The organism is Rhodococcus sp. no. 34, assembly GCF_054589475.1.
The window spans coordinates 111306-129139 of record NZ_BAAILK010000047.1 but is presented as its reverse complement, the minus strand read 5'-3'; the positions used below and the strand labels follow the sequence as shown (position 1 = coordinate 129139).

The 17834-nt window shown below is 62.9% G+C and carries 17 protein-coding genes; 12 read left to right on the top strand and 5 right to left on the bottom strand.

What is annotated here, in order from left to right:
• From ACYP01_RS26305 to ACYP01_RS26255, 11 genes are all read left to right on the top strand, one after another.
• Positions 1-395 (top strand): FAS1-like dehydratase domain-containing protein (locus ACYP01_RS26305; protein WP_459683103.1); only part of this gene is annotated, 395 nt, incomplete at its 5' end.
• A complete protein-coding gene (locus ACYP01_RS26300) occupies positions 392-820 on the top strand; it encodes a Zn-ribbon domain-containing OB-fold protein (protein WP_459683102.1) in 429 nt (142 codons plus the stop codon). The genes ACYP01_RS26305 and ACYP01_RS26300, both read left to right, overlap by 4 nt.
• Positions 817-1230 (top strand): hotdog family protein, encoded by a 414-nt coding sequence (locus ACYP01_RS26295; protein WP_459683101.1) that lies wholly within the window; start codon positions 817-819, stop codon positions 1228-1230. The genes ACYP01_RS26300 and ACYP01_RS26295 overlap by 4 nt, the downstream gene beginning before the upstream one ends.
• Complete coding sequence (locus ACYP01_RS26290) at positions 1227-2408, top strand: lipid-transfer protein (protein ID WP_042447777.1); 1182 nt, start codon at positions 1227-1229, stop codon at positions 2406-2408. The genes ACYP01_RS26295 and ACYP01_RS26290 overlap by 4 nt, the downstream gene beginning before the upstream one ends.
• Positions 2409-2440: 32 nt before the next feature.
• Positions 2441-3649 carry an aminotransferase class I/II-fold pyridoxal phosphate-dependent enzyme gene (locus ACYP01_RS26285; protein WP_166811918.1) on the top strand — a complete coding sequence of 403 codons (1209 nt, stop codon included), beginning with the start codon at positions 2441-2443 and terminating at the stop codon, positions 3647-3649.
• Position 3650: 1 nt separating this feature from the next.
• Complete coding sequence (locus ACYP01_RS26280) at positions 3651-4505, top strand: SDR family NAD(P)-dependent oxidoreductase (RefSeq protein ID WP_003943905.1); 855 nt, start codon at positions 3651-3653, stop codon at positions 4503-4505.
• Complete coding sequence (locus ACYP01_RS26275) at positions 4502-5632, top strand: steroid 3-ketoacyl-CoA thiolase (protein WP_054825638.1); 1131 nt, start codon at positions 4502-4504, stop codon at positions 5630-5632. The genes ACYP01_RS26280 and ACYP01_RS26275 overlap by 4 nt, the downstream gene beginning before the upstream one ends.
• Before the next feature lie 27 nt (positions 5633-5659).
• Positions 5660-7870 carry an acyl-CoA dehydrogenase gene (locus ACYP01_RS26270; RefSeq protein WP_459683100.1) on the top strand — a complete coding sequence of 737 codons (2211 nt, stop codon included), beginning with the start codon at positions 5660-5662 and terminating at the stop codon, positions 7868-7870.
• A 17-nt stretch (positions 7871-7887) separates the two neighbouring features.
• Positions 7888-9093: an acyl-CoA dehydrogenase family protein gene (locus tag ACYP01_RS26265; protein WP_459683099.1), complete on the top strand. Its 1206-nt coding sequence runs from the start codon at positions 7888-7890 to the stop codon at positions 9091-9093.
• A 1-nt stretch (position 9094) separates the two neighbouring features.
• A complete protein-coding gene (locus tag ACYP01_RS26260) occupies positions 9095-10222 on the top strand; it encodes an acyl-CoA dehydrogenase family protein (RefSeq protein ID WP_459683098.1) in 1128 nt (375 codons plus the stop codon).
• A gap of 66 nt (positions 10223-10288) precedes the next feature.
• Positions 10289-11452 carry a low temperature requirement protein A gene (locus ACYP01_RS26255; RefSeq protein ID WP_459683097.1) on the top strand — a complete coding sequence of 388 codons (1164 nt, stop codon included), beginning with the start codon at positions 10289-10291 and terminating at the stop codon, positions 11450-11452.
• Positions 11453-11456: 4 nt separating this feature from the next.
• Here ACYP01_RS26255 and ACYP01_RS26250 read toward each other — a convergent pair whose 3' ends face one another.
• From ACYP01_RS26250 to ACYP01_RS26235, 4 genes are read right to left on the bottom strand one after another with little or no spacing between them, the layout of a single operon-like run.
• The gene (locus ACYP01_RS26250) at positions 11457-13175 is read right to left on the bottom strand and encodes a vWA domain-containing protein (protein ID WP_459683096.1); all 1719 of its coding nucleotides are present in this window, start codon (positions 13173-13175) and stop codon (positions 11457-11459) included.
• Between the two features lie 59 nt (positions 13176-13234).
• Positions 13235-13948 (bottom strand): type 1 glutamine amidotransferase, encoded by a 714-nt coding sequence (locus tag ACYP01_RS26245; RefSeq protein ID WP_003943465.1) that lies wholly within the window; start codon positions 13946-13948, stop codon positions 13235-13237.
• Positions 13941-15194, bottom strand: coding sequence for a MurT ligase domain-containing protein (locus tag ACYP01_RS26240; protein WP_459683095.1), 1254 nt, complete (start codon positions 15192-15194; stop codon positions 13941-13943). The genes ACYP01_RS26245 and ACYP01_RS26240 overlap by 8 nt, the downstream gene beginning before the upstream one ends.
• Before the next feature lie 25 nt (positions 15195-15219).
• Positions 15220-16161, bottom strand: coding sequence for an EamA family transporter (locus ACYP01_RS26235; RefSeq protein WP_003943484.1), 942 nt, complete (start codon positions 16159-16161; stop codon positions 15220-15222).
• An 89-nt stretch (positions 16162-16250) separates the two neighbouring features.
• Here ACYP01_RS26235 and ACYP01_RS26230 point away from each other — a divergent pair, with 89 nt between their 5' ends.
• Entirely contained in the window at positions 16251-17144 is an 894-nt protein-coding gene (locus tag ACYP01_RS26230) for a LysR family transcriptional regulator (RefSeq protein ID WP_459683451.1), read from the top strand.
• Positions 17145-17270: 126 nt separating this feature from the next.
• On the opposite strand, the gene ACYP01_RS26225 is transcribed toward ACYP01_RS26230, so the two are convergent.
• Positions 17271-17648, bottom strand: a complete 378-nt coding sequence (locus ACYP01_RS26225; protein ID WP_003943489.1) for an SHOCT domain-containing protein — start codon at positions 17646-17648, stop codon at positions 17271-17273.
• Positions 17649-17834: the final 186 nt, after the last annotated feature.

The following is a 17834-nucleotide window of genomic DNA, read 5'->3' as shown; positions in this document are numbered from 1 at the left end:
CCCCCGCCATGATCTCGACCTGGGTGATGGCGGGTTACCGACGTTATCGGCAGGTCCAGCAACTTCGTGCCGACGGAGTCTCCGAGGACTTCGCCTATTCACGACTGCTGGCGCTGTTGGACGAGGCCGGATACACCTCCGTTGTCGCGACCAACGTCGAGCAGGAGTATTTCGCGGAGCTGAGCCCCGGTGACCACGTCACCGCGCATTTCACCATCGAAGCGATCTCGCCGTTCAAACAGACGGCTCTCGGTCACGGGTGCTTCATCACTCTGTTCAAGAAGTACGTCGACCAGGGCGGAAAGACACTGGTCGAAGAGCGTTTTCGATTGCTCAGGTTCAAACCAGATGCCCAGACAGGTACCCAACTCGAAGTCCAGGAGGTAATCGCATGAGCGAGACTGGCTCCCGCAACACCGCTGTTCCGAGACTCACCGTCACCGACGACAACGATTTCTTCTTCTCCGCGGCCAAAGAGGGCCGCCTCGAGATCCAACGGTGTGCGGATTGCAAGACGCTGCGCCATCCACCCGCACCCGCGTGCCCGGAATGCCGCTCGTTCAGTTGGGACACAGTCGAATCCACGCGGCGATGCACGTTGCACAGCTTCACGGTCATCCATCACCCGAAGGATCCTGCTTTCGAGTACCCACTCGCCGTCGGACTCGTCGATCTCGAAGAAGGCACGCGTCTGGTTGCCGACATCGCGGGGATCGATCACGAGGAACTCGACTTCGGCATGGAACTCGAAGTGACCTTCTCCGAGCACGCTCACGGTGAGATGCTGCCGCAACTGAGGCGACGGGGTGCGGTGCAATGACGAAACTGATTGACTGCGAAGTGGGTTCGGTCCTCCCCAGCCTCGAATTGCCGTTGGATCGAACGCTGATCGTCGCCACCGCGATCTCTTCTCAGGATTTCGAGGACGTGCATCACGATCCGGGCAAGGCACAGGAGCGCGGAACTCCCGACATCTTCATGAGCATCAACACCACCAACGGGCTCATCGACCGCTACATCACCGATTGGTCAGGCCCGGGATCGCGAATCGTCAAAACATCACTACGGCTTGGTGTTCCGAACTTTCCCGGAGACACCATGACGTTCACCGGCAAAGTGATCGACACCGACGGCCGGACGCTCGCCGTGACGGTTCTCGGCAAGAACGCTCGCGGAACGCACGTGACAGCCGACGTGACCCTCGAACCGGCGGAAAGGGTAATCGCATGACACGAGGATTTTCGAGGCAAGCCGCCATCGCCGGGATCGGCGCCACCGAGTTCTCCAAGAACTCCGGCCGCAGTGAATGGCAGTTGGCGTGCGAATCCGTGATCGCCGCGCTCGACGACGCTCACATCGAGGCAGAAGAGGTGAACGGATTTGCGCTGTTCACCATGGAGAACAATCCCGAGATTGCGGTCGCACGCGCTCTCGGGATCCCGGAACTGACGTTTTTCAGTCGTATTCCACACGGCGGCGGCGGTGCCTGTGCACCGGTTCAACAAGCAGCGCTTGCCGTCTCCAGCGGAGTTGCAGACGTTGTGGTCGTCTACCGCGCCTTCAACGAAAGATCCGGCCACCGATTCGGCGCCGGGCCACCACCTTTTGCGTACAACGCGTCGACGGACCAGGAGTATCGGAACTGGATCAACCCGTACGGGCTTCTGACCCCGGCGCAGCAGGAAGCCTTCCTCGCCAAGCTGTACATGCACAAGTACGGGGCAACAAGCGCCGACTTCGGCCAGATCTCGGTCCTCTCACGCAAGCATGCGGCGAACAACCCCAAGGCCTGGTTCTACGAACGCCCGATCACTATCGAGGACCATCAGAACTCGCGCATGATCGCTGACCCCATCCGTCTGCTCGACTGCTGCCAGGAAAGTGACGGCGGACAGGCGCTGGTGATCGTCAGTGCGGAGCGCGCCCGCGACCTGCCGCACAAACCTGCGGTCATCAGTGGCGCTGCGCAAGGTGTAGGTCCGCAACAGATTTCGATGAGCAGCTACTACCGAGACGACATCGACAGCATGCCGGAAGTCGAACTCGTGGCGCGCCAACTGTGGGACCAGGCCGGTATCGGGCCGGACGACATCGATGCCGCAATTCTCTACGACGCTTTCACCCCGATGGTTCTGCTTCAACTCGAGGAGTACGGATTCTGCGGTCGGGGCGAGGCAAAAGACTTCATCTCCGACGGCAATCTCGAGCTGGACGGTCGCCTGCCGATCAACACCCACGGCGGTCAACTCGGTGAGGGATACATCCACGGCGTCAACGGTATTGCCGAAGGTGTTCGCCTGATCCGCGGCACCTCCACCAATCAACCGACCAAAACTCTGGACAACGTGCTCGTGACCGGCGGCTCTCCCGTCCCGCACAGTGCGCTCGTCCTCTCGGCAGATCGCTGAATCTGCCGCCTATTCGAGAAAGCAGGAACAAGATGAGCGAGCGGATCACCTACGCCAGGGCCACCCACGGCGAGGAAGAAATACAGGCTGTTGTCGACGTCTTGCGCAGCGGGCATCAAGGATTGCGCATCGGCAAGAACGTCTTCGAGATGGAAGAACGTATCGCGGCCTTGGCCGGCAAGAAGTTCGGCGTCATGTGCAACTCGGGATCCTCGGGTTTGTACTTGGCAGTCGAGCTGCTCGGACTGCCTGCGGGAAGCGAGATCATCACGTCGCCGTTGACGTTCTCCACCGATATCGCACCGATCGTGCGTGCCGGTCTGGTGCCGGTGTTCGTGGACGTGGAACCCAACACGTTCAACGTCGACGTCACCAAGATCGAGGCAATGGTCACCGAAAAGACCGGAGCCATCCTGATGCCGAACCTCGCCGGCAACTGCCCGGACTGGGACGTCATTCGTGATATCGCTGATCGCCATGGACTCAAGGTGATCGAGGATTCGTGTGACGCGATCGGGGCCACGCTCCGCGGTACTCCCACCGGGTCTCGGGCGGACATCGTCGTCACCAGTTTCTCGATGGCACACATCATCACGTGCGCGGGAACCGGTGGAATGGTGTGCGTCGACGACGAAGCCAGCCGTGACAAGGCTTTGCTGCTTCGCCGCTGGGGCCGTCGCAGCGAGCCGAATCTGTTCGGTAGTACCAAGTCCGGCCGAGTCTTCCGTGAAGAACTCGACGGCGTCGACTACGACAACGACTTCATCTTCGAGCTCATGTCATGGAACTTCGAGCCCTCCGAACTCGGCGCAGCCTACGGAGTCGTGCAGCTCGACAAGCTGGAAGAGAACTACAAGACGCGTAAGGCCACGTTTGCGGCCTTCACGGCGGCATACGGCGCCCACCCCGAATTCTTCACGACGCCGGTAGAACTCGACGGTCTCGACACGGCGTGGCTGTGTTACCCGGTGATGATCAACGAGAACGCCCCCTTCACGCGCAGCGACCTGCAGGAAGCCATCGAGGCCGACGGTATCGACACACGAACTGTGTGGAGCGGCAACGTCACTCGTCACCCGATGATGAACAACATCGAGTTCCGTCAGCCGGCCGAAGGATTGCCGGAAGCCGACGCGGTTTTCGCCCGAGGAATGACACTCGGCATGAGTCACGGCCTGCGTGACGACGAAGTTGCACGGATTGCGGAGAGCATCAATCGCTTCGCCTCGAAGTTCAAATAGCATGACGAGGCGCTTTGACGGCCGCCGAGCGCTTGTCACCGGTTCCAGTCGCGGAATCGGTGCGGGCGTCGCGGAGCGACTGGCAGCCGAGGGTGCCGACGTCGCCCTCGTGGCTCGGACGCTCGGCACGCATGCAACCCTGCCCGGCAGTCTCGAAGAGACTGCGGCTCGAATTGCCAAGTACGGAACCAAAGTCGAGATAGTTGTCGCAGATCTGACGGACGAGCAGCAGCGCGACACCGTTGTGCCGCTGGCGATCGAGAAGCTTGGCGGGACTATAGACATCCTGGTGAACAACGCGGCAGCGGCGATCTATCAGCCGCTCTCGGATTACCCACTGCGGCGGCGACGGTTGATGTTCGAGGCAAATGTCCATGCACCGCTCGATCTGATGCAAGCCGTGGTGCCGGGGATGGTGGCAAACGGATACGGCTGGATCGTGAACGTTTCCAGTGGCACCGTCAAACCGTGGCATGGCCCGCCGTTCACGTGGGTCGAACCGGGAACTGCCATGACCGTGTACGGCGCGTCCAAAGCAGCGCTCAACAGGATGAGCAACGGCATGGGCGTGGAGCTTTACGGCCAGGGGGTTCGCGTCAACACGGTTCAACCGCGGGCAGCGGTGCTCAGTGAGGGCGCCAGGGTCCTGGTCGGTGAGACTATCCGGCCGGATCAGGTCGAATCTATGGAAGAAATGGTGGAAGCGGTCACAGCGCTGTGTGATTGCGACACCGAGTTCACCGCGCGCTCGTGCGTCAGCTTGGACCTGATCGACGAGTGGTCCCTTACCGTGCGTGGTCTGGACGGAACGGCATTACCGGAGAACCCGGCATTACGAACCGAGGAGTTGGCATGAAGCCCGTCATCGTGGACGCAGCACGAACGCCGTTCGGCAAGCGTGAGGGTTGGCTGTCCGGAGTCCACGCGGCGGAACTGTTGGGTTATGCGCAGAGGGGCGTGCTGGATCGGGTGGGCGTGGATCCTGACGCGGTCGACCAGGTCATCGGCGGCTGTGTGACGCCTCTCGGTGAGCAGTTCGGAAACATCGTGCGTACGTCCTGGATGCATGCGGGCCTTCCGTTGAAAGCGGGCTGCACCACGATCGACGCGCAGTGCGGAACCGCGCAGCAATCGGTGCAGTTGATTGCCGGGCAGATTGCCATCGGTGCAGTCGACGTGGGTGTGGCGTGCGGTGTGGAACTGATGTCGCGGGCACCACTCACCTACAAGGTGGGTACCGGCCTCGGAACACCACGTCCGGAGTCGTGGTCACTCGATACCGTCGACCAGTACACCGCAGCCGATCGGATTGCTGTCAAGCGCGGGTTCAGCCGCGAGGATCTCGACTCCTTCGGGCTGCGCTCGCAGCAGCGAGCCGCAGCAGCATGGGAGGCAGGACGCTTCGACTCGCACATCATCGATGTGGTCGCTCCGGGCTCTGACGCTCCGGTTCATCGGGATCAGGGTCTGCGCGAATCGAGTCTCGAAGGACTCGCGAAACTGCGGACCGTTCAAGAGGGCGGATTGCACACCGCTGGAACGTCTTCGCAGGTCTCGGACGGTGCGAGTGCCGCTCTGCTGATGTCCGAGGATCGAGCCAGGATGCTCGGGGTGCGGCCGCGGGCAAAGATATTGGCGCAGTGCGTCATCGGCGGAGACATCGAGTTCATGCTCGACGGTCCCGTGGACGCGGCAAACATCGTGCTCGGCCGCACCGGTCTGACGATCGACGACATCGATCTGTTCGAGGTCAACGAGGCATTTGCTTCGGTACCGATGTCGTTCGCGCAGGTTCACGGCGTCGATCCCGAATTGCTGAACGTCAACGGTGGTGCAATCGCGTTGGGCCACCCGGCCGGTGCAACCGGAATCAGACTGTTGGCCAATGCCATCGACGAACTGGAGCGCCGGGACAAGTCCATCGCGCTGATCGCGATCTGCGCGTCCGCCGCAACCACCTGCCTGATTCTCGAACGCATCTGACAAGAACCGAAGATTGAGGAACCTGCCATGGCACTGCCCCTGCTCGAAGATCACCGTGACCTGGCGGAAGCGGTAGCCGCATTCGCGAACCGCTTCGGTGGAATCGCCGATACGCGGAGCAACGTCAAGCGGTACGCCGCCGGTGATCGGCCGGACTCGTGGGATGGATTGGTCCGTCAGGGACTGCACGCAGTGCACCTGCCGGAGCAATACGGCGGTGACGGGGCAGGTCTTGCCGAACTGGCGGTGGTAGTCGAGCAATTGGGTGATGCGCTTTACCCGGGACCGTACGTTCCGACGGTCATCGCCAGTGGGATCCTCGCAAAAGCTGCCGGCCCGGCTGCGGAATCAATGCTGACCGAATTGGCTGCCGGTGCAACCGGAGCAGTCTGCACCGGCGTGGGATTGCGCGCGGCTCGCAGCGATGCAGGGTGGACCGTGAGCGGTTCTGCCGACCCGGCTCTAGGTCTGCCCGGAGCCGATGTCGTTCTCGTGCAAGCGAACAGCGACGACGGCGAGTTGTGGTTCCGGCTCGAGCAGTCGTCTTCCGCTGCGGTGGAGGTCGAAGACGGAGTGGATCTGACACGCTCGATCGGGACACTGACGTTGACCGATCACAAGGTCGACGCTGGGCTGATCGTCGAGGGTCTCCAGGCGCACCGAGTCGAACTGATCGTCAACACGGTGTTGGCTGCGGAGGCGAGCGGTATCGCCGGGTGGGCGCTACGCACCGCGGTCGGCTACGTGAAGTCCCGGCAGCAGTTCGGCCGTCCGGTCGGAAGCTTCCAGGCAGTTCAGCACAAGGCGGCCATGATGCTGGTCCGCTCCGAGATTGCCTGTGCCGCAGCGTGGGACGCCGCTCGGTCCGAAGAGCACGACGAGGATCAACAGAGACTTGTCTCGGCTCAAGCTGCGTTGGCCGCTTTGCCCGTCGGCATCGAGAACGCCCTCGAATGTGTCACGTTGCTCGGCGGAATCGGATTCACCTGGGAGCATGACGCGCATCTGTACTGGCGCCGGGCAATCAGTATCGCTGCGGTGGCGGGTTCCGAGGTGAAGTGGGCACACACGTTGGGAGACCGGTCTGCCGATTCGGAACGGGATTTCTCCTTTGTCGACCCGGACATGCTGCCTGAACTACGAGAGCAGGTTCGCAGGGTTCTGGACGAGGTTGCGCTGCTGCCCGACGACGGAACCACCAGCGCCAGTTGGGCGCCGGCCAAGGGGAGCGCTCGACGCGCCCGATTTGCCGACGCCAAACTGGTAGCCCCGCACTATCGGGCGCCGTACGGGCTGGGAGCAGGACCGAGAGAACAGGCCGTCATCGCACACGAATTCGCGATGCGAGGTTGGGCTCAACCGTCCACGGTGATCGGGGAATGGGTGCTGCCCACGATTCTCGAACACGGCAACGCCGAGCAGCAGGACAGGTTCGTCGAGCCTTCGCTGCGTGCCGACATCATCTGGTGCCAGCTGTTCAGTGAGCCTGGCGCGGGATCAGACCTGGCCGGCCTGAGCACGAAAGCGCGCAAGGTCGACGGTGGCTGGGTCCTGTCGGGTCAGAAAGTGTGGAACTCGGGCGCGCACGAGGCCGATTGGGGAGTATGCCTGGCGCGTTCCGACGCCGACGCTCCGAAACATCGTGGGCTGTCGTACTTCCTGGTCGACATGACCTCGAAAGGTATCGACGTACGTCCGCTGAAACAAGCCACCGGTAAGTCGGAGTTCAACGAGGTATTCCTCGACGACGTCTTCGTCCCGGACGACTGCCTGGTGGCGGAGCCGGGGCAAGGGTGGAAGCTTGCTGCGACAACGCTGTCCAACGAACGCCTGAGTATGGGCAGCACGCTGCACCACGGTTCGAGTCGGCTGTTCCGTCAGGTTATCGCCGACGCGAGCCACGACTGCTCTCGCGAAGACGCAGTGGAGGGCCTCGGCCGCAGTATCTCTCGTGAGTTGGCACTGTCCGCGATGAATCTACGCGGGGTGTCGGCGCGACTGGCGGGTCAGGAACCGGGCGCCGAGATCAGCGTGTCGAAGGTGTACAACGCCCTGGCGCAGCGTGAGGGCTCGCGGGATCTGTTGCGACTGCTCGGACCTCGTGCCGCCGTTGTCGACCCGTCGGCGAATTACGCGATAGACCACATCGGACTTCCCTCGATTCTGTTCGGCGGCGGAACCGTCGAAATTCAACTCAACGTCATCGCGCAGCGCGTACTCGGCCTGCCGCGTTCGTAGATCTTAGGAGTTTCACCATGTACTTGGATTTGTCGGAGGAGTCGAAGACTCTGCGCAAGGAATTGCGGGCGTACTTCGCGGAGATCATCAACGACGAAGACCGCCGTGCTCTCGTGGATCAGACCGAAGGCGGCCCCGTCTTCGATCGCATCCTGCGCCGGATGGGTAAAGACGGTTGGCTGGGCTTGGGGTGGCCGGAGGAATTCGGCGGTCGGGGCGAGAACCCCGAAGCTCTGTACGTGTTCTACGACGAGGTGATTCGCGCCAATGCGCCGCTGTCGCTGGTCACGCTGAACACCGTCGGACCCGCTCTGATCAAGCACGGGACGCAAGCTCAGAAGGACTTCTTCCTGCGTCCGATCCTGGCGGGCGAGTTGATCTTTGCCATCGGCTACACCGAACCCAATGCGGGCACCGACCTCGCGGCACTCGAAACACGCGCCCGCATCGAGGGTGACGAGCTTGTCATCAACGGCAACAAGATCTTCACCAGTGCCGGTGTGTTTGCCGACTGGGTCTGGCTTGCCGTTCGCACCGATCCCGACGCGCCTACGCATCAGGGCATTTCCGTGGTCCTGGTGCCGACCAATTCGCCGGGGTTCTCGGTCACCGAAATTCACACCGTGGGCGGAATCAGCACTTCGGCCACCTATTACGAAGATGTTCGGGTGCCGATCACCAATGTCGTCGGTGAGCTCAATCGAGGGTGGAAGCTCATCACCAACCAGCTCAACCACGAACGTGTTGCCCTGGCGGCACGCGGTGGTATAGCCAACGAGCTCTTTGCCGAGGTGGTCGAATGGGCAAAGACCGAACCCGCCGGTGACGGCCACGTCTACGACATCGGCTGGGTACGTGAGAAATTGGCGGAAGTCTACGCGCTGCTCAGTACTGCCGACCTGATGAACCTGCGACTGGTGGCGGACGTCGCCGCCAACACCTTGGGCGGCGGGGATTCGGCCGCGGCCAAGATCTTCGGTACCGAAGCCGTCGTCAGTGCGTACGGCATGCTGCAGGAAGTGCTGGGCGCCAAGGGCTTACTGCGCCCCGGCACACCCGGAGCGGTATTGGAAGGGCGGGTCGAGAACCTGGGTCGACGCGCCCAGAACAACACCTTCGGCGGTGGTACCAACGAAGTGATGCGTGAAATCGTCGCCGCAAAATGTCTGGGCATGGCGCTTGCTGCGCGTCGCCGGCCCGCTGCACAGAACGAAAAGAGCTGACATGGAATTCGAATTCGACGACAACTTGTCCGCCGTGCGGGATCTGAGTGAATCGATCTTCTCGGCGAAGTCCGGAGTGGACCGCCTGCGGGAAGTGGAGGGCGCCGGCGGTTTCGACGCCGAACTGTGGAAGATCCTCGCCGACTCCGACGTTCTGGGAATTCCTCTGCCAGAGGAAGTCGGGGGAGCGGGACTCGGAATGCTAGGCCTGGCAGCGGTGCTCGAACAACAAGGCCGCCGGGTCGCCCAGGTGCCGCTCTGGTCGGTGATTTCGACGGCAGCGCTGCCGATTGCCGAGTTCGGCAGTACGGAGCAGAAAGCGTCGTGGCTTCCGGGACTGCTCGACGGCTCGGTGATCGTCACCGGCGCCTTCGACACCGGCTACAACGCCGAGACGGCAGTTCGCGCCGAGCCGGCTCCTGACGGCTGGGTTCTGTCGGGCCACGTCGACTCCGTACCGGCCGCCGAGTTCGCTGCCGCACTGGTGGTTCCGGTGACGATGCCGGACGGCAGTGTCACCGTGATGATCGTGCCGACGGACCGGGACGCGCTGGTGCGTACACCGCTTGCGGTGACGAACCGCGAGAGCAACAGCGCTGTGCAGTTCGACGGGGTTGCGGTTACTGCAGCTGACGCACTTCCCGCGGACGGCGCGGTGGTTCGAGACTGGACGTTACGACGTGCGCGGGTCGCTCTGGCGGCCCTGGCTACCGGCGTCTGCGAGGAAGCGCTGGCGATGACGGCGAAATACACCTCCGAGCGAGTGCAATTCGGACGTCCACTCTCGACCAACCAGGCAGTTGCCGTCCGGGCCGCCGACGCGTACCTCGACACCGAGAGCACAAGATTGACCACCCACCGCGCTGCCTGGCTGATGGACAGCGGAGTCGAGAGTGAAGCGGAAGCGGCTGCGCTGGTCGCCAAATGGTGGGCGTCGCGCGGCGGTTTGCGCGTGGTGCACGCGACCCAGCACATGCACGGCGGAATCGGCGCGGATGTCGACTATCCGATTCACCGCTATTTCCTGTGGGGACGGCAGATCGCCTTCACTTTGGGGAGCGCGGGGGCGATAGGCGCCGAACTCGCCGATCAGTTGGAGATCCGAGCCCAGATCGGGGCGTCGGCGTGAATATCTGAGTCCGCAGGTTCCAGTCACGGGCAGCGCGTCGGCAATCATCGCGCTACTCTGCCCTTCGTGAATCGCACCAGTTCGTTCATCAGGCCGTTGGTTCCGCGGGACCCGCACGAGCCGCACCGGGTGGCGACGCCGCTCGAACTGCTCACCGACCTCTGCTTCGTCGTGGCGGTCGCTCAAGCGGCCACCGGTCTGCACCACGCGATCAGCGAAGGGCACGCGGCTTCGGGCGTCGGGCACTTCGCGATGGCGTTTTTCGCGATCTGGTGGACGTGGCTGAATTTCACGTGGTTCACCTCGGCGTACGACAACGACGACGGAATCGCCCGGCTGCTGACCATATTCCAGATCCTCGGATCGCTGGTCCTTGCAGCCGGCATCGTCCGCTTCTTCAACGACGACGCCCTGCTGATCATCGTCGGCTACGTCATCATGCGAATAGCCCTGGTCATCCAATGGCTCAGGGTCTCGCGGAACGACCCCGAACATGCGCTCACGGCGCGTCGATACGCTCTCGGAATCGTGTTGGTCCAGATCGGTTGGATCGGTTTCTACTTCGTGCCGTCCGCCGTTTACGTCCCGACGTTCCTGGTGTTGGTTCTGTGCGAATTCGCGGTACCGATCTGGTCGGAGAAGCCGGGCATGACGCCGTGGCACCCGCATCACATCGCGGAGCGGTACTCGTTGTTCTTCATCATCGTCCTGGGCGAGACGATCCTCTCGACTACCCTCGCGATTCAGGACGCGGTCGACGGTGAGCATCCCGCAGCGCAGGTCACCTACGTCGTGATCGGCGGGATCCTGATCGTCTTCAGCTTGTGGTGGCTGTACTTCCAACGCAATGCCGGCGACGTGATCGGCGGTGACAACGTCTCACCCTTCGTCTGGGGGTTCGGTCACTACTTCATCTTCGCGACCGCTGCCGCCATCGGTGCCGGGTTGGCCTCGCGCGTCGACTTCTGGACTCATCACGGTGACGGCAGCGCGTTGGTGACGGGTGCTGCCGTCACCGTGCCGGTCGCGGTCATCCTCGCAGCCTTGTGGTTCATTCACATTCGACTGCACGACTCGTCGGTACGCACCCTCGTTCCGTTCTCGGTCGCGATAGTCGTCGTGCTCGGTGGTACCTACACCGCGGTGCCCGAACTGGTCGCGGGACTGGCCTGCGCCGCGCTGTTGGCCGTGGAACTCATTCTGACCGAGGGCAAATCCGAAACCGTCTGAGCGCTCATTCGGCGGCAAGGAATATCGCCTTGGTGACGGCGACGGTTTCCAGTGGTCCCTTCGACGGTCCGACCAGCACGGTCCACCGATCTTCGGAACGATCGATCGGATAGGTGTTTTCGGCCCACACGATGGGGGTATCCGCCCCTTGCCCTCGGCAGGAGTAGGCGCCCGCCAGACGGGGGTCGGATTCGGTAGATGGCCACGAACCGCCGTGTCGGACGCGGCAGAGAAGACCGTTCTCGAGTTCGAGCCCGAAGGGAGTCGGGTCGGCGGGCGGCGGATAGGCCTCGACGCCGTCGACTCCCCGAGCGGTGATCAGTTCTGTTCCCCAGGGAAATTGCAGGCAGAGAATCGAATCGGGCTCCGGACCGGGCCAACACGCGTCCGCCCCGTCTGCGGTGCTTCCGCAGGTGATGACTCCCGGCGTGACAGCCGACTGTGATGCTGCGTAGCACTCGCTGATCTTCATGGCCGGCGTTTGGACGCTCCAACCGGATTTGGGTTTGCCGGAACCGTCGACGGCAACAAGATTCACGATCTCGGTCGGGGTACCGCCTGCCGATGATCCCGCAGTCGCAGGCAAGCATCGGCAGAGGACTATGCGGGTGATCGTTCCCTCATCCGCCTTCTTGCCTTCGGGTGTGAAGGTGATGCGATAGCCGGTTCCCGCTTCGGTGTCGGCCGGAAAGACTGCGACCGATTCCCCGTCGGAATTGGTTGTGGCAGTGAAGGGACCGTAAAGTTCGGCGGCACGCTGCATCTTCTGGCCGACGGTCAGTCCGTCCAGTGTGGCAGCGCCGGTCCGGGGCGCGATTTCGACGAGAACGCCGTCGGTGAAGGTCAATTCGCAGTCCTGCCACTGGACGACTACTGTTCCGGTCTTCGATACCGGCGCAAGGTCGCCGGCGGCTTTCCGCGTTTCCTCCTCCGTCATGCCGATCCGAAGGTTGCGGAAGCCGCTGGTGGAGAGTCGCTCCCGTGCGGATTCGGGATCCGAGGCAACCGCCAGTCGTGCGGTGAGTTGCGCCGCGTTGGCAGCGTCGATCGCCATGCCCCCGGTTGCGTCGGCGATGCACTTCAGCTGGGCGGACGCAGCGGCGTCGAGCTTGAATCCGATGGTGTGGATGGTCAGGTCAGGATCGTGGGGCATCGCTTGGGTGGACTCACACGGAGGTTCGGTCGAGCAGGTGTCCTCCCCGTCGGAGACGAGGATGATCGTGTGCTCACCATCGGCGGGGAGTGCGGCGGCGGCTTGTTGAAGCGCAGCCATGATCGGCGTGTATCCCGACGCGGACAGCCCGTCGATTCCCGCTGCGAATGCATTTCGATCGAGTGGTCCGAGTGGCACGACGGTCTTGATGTCGCGGCAACCCGCGACCTTCTCGGCGTCGCTGCTACCCGTGGCGGTGCCGTACGCGATCAGACCGAGCGCAGCATCGTCTGGGAGGCCACTGACGAGAGTGTGAATCGCGTTCTTGGCGGCATCGATTCGAGGACCGGGAGCGTCGTCCTGCTTCATCGACCCCGAGGCGTCCAGCACGATGACGGTAGGCGCCGTTGCGCTCGCTTCTGAAGCCGGATCAGCAGTGACACTTACCTGCTGGGTCCCGCCTGCTTCCTGGGTCCCACCTGCTTCTTTGGGCCCGCCACTGCCCTGCGTCGAACACCCGACGGCAATGATCGCAGTCGCCGCAATACAGATCGCCACACGAAGACGCATGGAACGAGGCTACGAGCTGACGTGGCCGGCCAACAGTCGTCCGAACGGACGACACTGGCTCAGCGAATCGCGAGTCGCTCCTTGCGGAGCTTGTCGACCTCGGGCAGATGCAGGGGTTCAAGCTCGTTCACACCCAAGGCGCGCATGAGCAGGAGGTCCGCGAGTTCGGGGTTGCGAGCCAAAGCGGGTCCGTGCATGTACGTCCCGATCACCGAACCCTGCACGACGCCTTCGAATCCGTCGCCGACGCCGTTTCCGACACCATGGGTGACCCGCGCAAATCCGGAAGCCGAGCTACCCAGAGTTGTTCCGCCGCGATGGTTCTCGAACCCCGAGAGAGGCGCGGTGAGTCCGTCGATCAACGGCTTCGTGATGACTTCGCCGATGGAACGCTTCTCCTGCGGTGAGGTCGTCACGTCGAGCATCGAGACACCTTCGACGCGTTCGCCGCTGGAGGTTTCGTACCAGTTGCCGAGCACCTGAATGGCAGCGCAGATCGCCAGAACCGGTGCGCCACGCTCGGCGGCGCGTTGCAGGCCAGGGTATTTCGCGAGGTGGCGCGTTGCGAGTCGCTGGGCGGAATCCTCGGCGCCACCCAATGTGTACACGTCGAGCGAATCGGGGACCGGATCGCTGAGGGTGATGTCCACGATTTCGGCGTCGTAGCCGCGCATCCGCAGACGCTGACGCAGGATCAGGGCATTGCCGCCGTCGCCGTAGGTGCCCATGACGTCGGGGAGTACCAGACCGATGCGAACTGTCGAGTCAGACATTGCGAGACTCCTTCGCGATGGCGGTGTTGAGGTCACGGAAGGCCGTGTAGTTCGCCAGTACCTCCACACGTCCGGGAGGGCAGGAAGCGATGGCGCGCAAGGGGTCCGGGTCGAGAGTGTGCTCGACGCCCGCGTACGTGAGGCGAACTGCCAGATCTGTTCCGCGTTCACCGGCGGCCACTACCTTGACACCTTCGAAGTGCTCGAACTTCACGTCCCACAGCCAGGAGAGGTCCTCGCCGTCCGGCACCTGACCGTTCACCGCGATGACCAGACCGTCCACCGTGGGATCGATCATCGACAACGCTTCCTGCCAGCCGGCGGGATTCTTCGCGAGCAGCATGTGAACGGAGTGCGGTCCGACCTCGACGGTGCTGTATCGACCTGCGACTTCTTGAACCGTCGATGCGGCGGCAACTGCCCCGACCGGATCTGCACCCAAAGCCGCTGCAGCCGCTACGGCCTGAGCTGCGTTGCCGCGGTTGGCTTTTCCGGGGAGGATCAACGTCATCGGAATCTTCAGGCCGTCGGGGCCGTAGAGATTGTCGTCGTCGAGCCACCAGGTCGGCTCGGGCCGCGCGAAGTCGGAACCGGTACTGCGCCAGTGCTTTCCCTCCCACACGATGGGTTCGCCGGTGCGCGGGCAGCTGACGGAATCGCCGGCCCAACCGCCGCCGGCAGCAACCCACACGACGTTGGTGGCGTCGTATGCCACGGAGGTGACCAGTACGTCGTCGCAGTTGGCGACGATCACCGCATTCGGATGCGCGTTGACGCACGCGCGCAGTTTCCGTTCGATCATGTTGATCTCGCCGACCCGGTCGAGCTGATCGCGGCTGAGATTCAGCAGCACGATCACTTCCGGGTTCACGGCGTCGGCTACGTGGGGGACGTGCAGTTCGTCGACCTCGAGTGCCGCCAGCGTCGCATCGGTACGCGCGGCCAGGGCGGCCACGATCCCGGCATCCATGTTGGCGCCGTCGGCCTGCGTGGCGACGTCACCGAGTGTCGCGAGCGCTGCGGCGGTCATACGCGTGGTCGTCGACTTGCCGTTGGTGCCGGTGACCACGACGGTGCGCTTGCCGCGTCCGAGCTGAGTCATGAGCGTCGGGTCGATCTTGAGGGCGATCAGCCCGCCGATCATCGAACCCTTGCCGCGACCGGCCTTCTGCGATGCCCAAGATGCTGCTGCGGCAGCTCGCATGGCGAGCTTTCCGCGCGCTGTGATCGATAGTCCAGTTCCCACGGCCCGAGTTTGGCACAGGGCGTCGTCAGACGCCGAGTCGCGCCGGTGGTGAGGCTGCAGGTGTGTCCGAGAAAACAGTGTTCGCGGGCTTACGCCTCATCTGTGCGGCGCTCGCTCCGGCGATCACGATGACCGCCCCGACCAGTGACAACGGGCTCGGATCCTCGTGCAGGAACAGCCAGGACGCGCCGATTCCCACGACTGGCACCAGCAAGGAGAGCGGCGCCACCATGCCGGCGGGATAGCGGCCCATGAGCATCGTCCAGAGCCCGGATCCGGCGATGGTGCCGAGCAGAATGATGTAGGCCAGTCCGACCAGCGACGGCCAGGCGTCGGCGCTGAATGCGGTGCCGAGTGCGTGCCAGCCGACTGTGGGGCCTTCGACCACGGCTGACAGTGCGAGCATCGGTAACGGCGGGATGACACACATCCACAACATCAAGCGCATCGGTGCAGGCTCGCCGACGGTGTTTGCCGCAGCCAAGCGGCTGCCGAGATTGCCGAACGCCCAGGACAGGCCGCCGAGGAGTGTGAGGACGACGGGCAGCAGTGCCGCGTGGTGCGAGCGGTCCCAGCCGATCAAGGACATCCCGCCAACGGCGACGGCGATACCGGAGACCTGCCAGACGCTGAGCTTCTCGCGGAGCAGGAAAGCGCCGAGTAGGACGGTGAACGGTGCTGACGACTGCAGGACCAGTGACGCAAGGCCCGTCGGCATCCCCGAATGCATCGCCCAGAAGAGGAAGACGAACTGGCCGAATCCGAAACCGAATCCGTAGAGCAGCAGCCAACGGAGCGGCACCTGTGGACGCGGCACGAAGATGACCACCGGAATCGCGATGATCAGAAACCGCAGCGCTGCGAAGAAGAACGGCGGGAAATGATCCAGGCCGACGCGAATGGCCAGGAAGTTCAGACCCCACAAGACGATCACGGTCAGGCCGAGGAGACGGTCGCGGGGAGTCATGCGTTAATCGTGAGCCTTACGAAGCATCAGAACAAGCGAATATAGATGCAATATCCATGTAGTTTTGCTACATGGATATTCGTCACCGTATGGATGCCACGCGCCTGCGAATCCTCCGCGAGCTCGCCGACCGTGGAACCGTCGGCGCTACTGCTCTCGCCCTCTCGATGACGCCGTCCGCCGTCTCGCAACAACTCAAGATCCTCGGACGAGAAGCGGGGGTCTCGCTCCTCGAACCGGACGGGCGCACGCTGCGCCTCACCGACGCGGGTCGAGCGCTGGTGCTTCGCGCCGACGACGTGGTGGCGGCGCTAGACAGGGCGGCGGACGAGATGGCGTCGTACCGAGGCTCGCCGCGGGGAAAGGTGCGAGTCGCGTTCTTTCCCTCCGGCGCGGCGCTCCTGCTGCCCGGTGTCCTGACGGCGCTGAAGAACTCGGACGTGGACGTCGACGCCTACGACGTCGACAAACCGGCGTCCGCCGTCCCTGGGCTGTTGGCCGATCACGATGTGATCCTCACCCACCGTGACGAACGCGGAGCCGAGACGTCGTTTCCCCGGGTCAGCGTGCAACCGCTGATGCGTGAACCGATCGATCTGGTGCTGCGGCCTGATCATCCACTCGCCGAGCAGGATTCGGTCCGGCTGGAACAATTGGCCGACGAGAACTGGATAAGCGTGCGCGGCGGGTTTCCGGTCGACGACGTTCTGCTGTCGGTTGCGTCGGTAACCGGCGTCCAGCCTCGCGTCGCTCATCGGATAAACGATTTCCGCGTCATCGAAGAGCTGGTGGCGGCGGGCCACGGCGTGGCTTTGATGCCGCGATACGCGATCACGCATCCCGGAGTTTCGAGGAAACCGGTGGCGGGAGTGCGCGCTGCACGAGTTTATGAATTGGCAACTCGGTTACACGCCAACCGCAGTCCGGCTATCGGAGTCGTGCTCGACGCCTTTCGTGACGTCGCGCGTGCTGTCGGTGAATGAAGGCTGTCGGTGAATGAGCAGCTGTTGGTGAATGAACACAAAACGGGAGCGACACGATTAGTGTCGCTCCCGTTTCGGTAGTGCAATCCTCACGGTTTAGTGAGGGCCGCTTAGTGAGGGCCGGTATCAGGCGAGAGCCTTGGCCTTCAGTGCTGCGAATTCTTCTTCACTGATGGTGCCGGCGTCGAGAAGTGCCTTTGCATCTGCGATGGATTCGGCCGGGGACTTTCCGGCAACCTCACGGATGTAGCTGTCCTGTGCGTTCTTGACCTGCTGCGCAGCCTCGAGGGACCGCTGTGCCATTCCGTCACTGCGAACGATCAGGTAGACGAGCGAGGTGAGCAGCGGAATGAAGAACAGGAAGACGATCCAGATTGCCTTCACCCAGCCGGAGGTCTTGTGATCGCGGAACAGGTCGGTGATGATCGAGAAGAGCAGGATCAAGTACGCGATGAACGCGAAGCTGATGATGATCAGCCAGAGGAAGTCCCAAAAGGAATCCATTGTCGAGCTCCATTTCACAAGTTGGATTTGTCTGAGCTGACTATCTCACGCGCACGTGGCGTCTGCATCATCCTCGATGGGTGAATTCTTTTTGTTAACTTCGCTAACCGACTCTTTCGGGACCAATGTCATGCCGAATCGAAAACATCGACCGAAAATCTTCAGTGCTCTGAAAACGACCCTGGC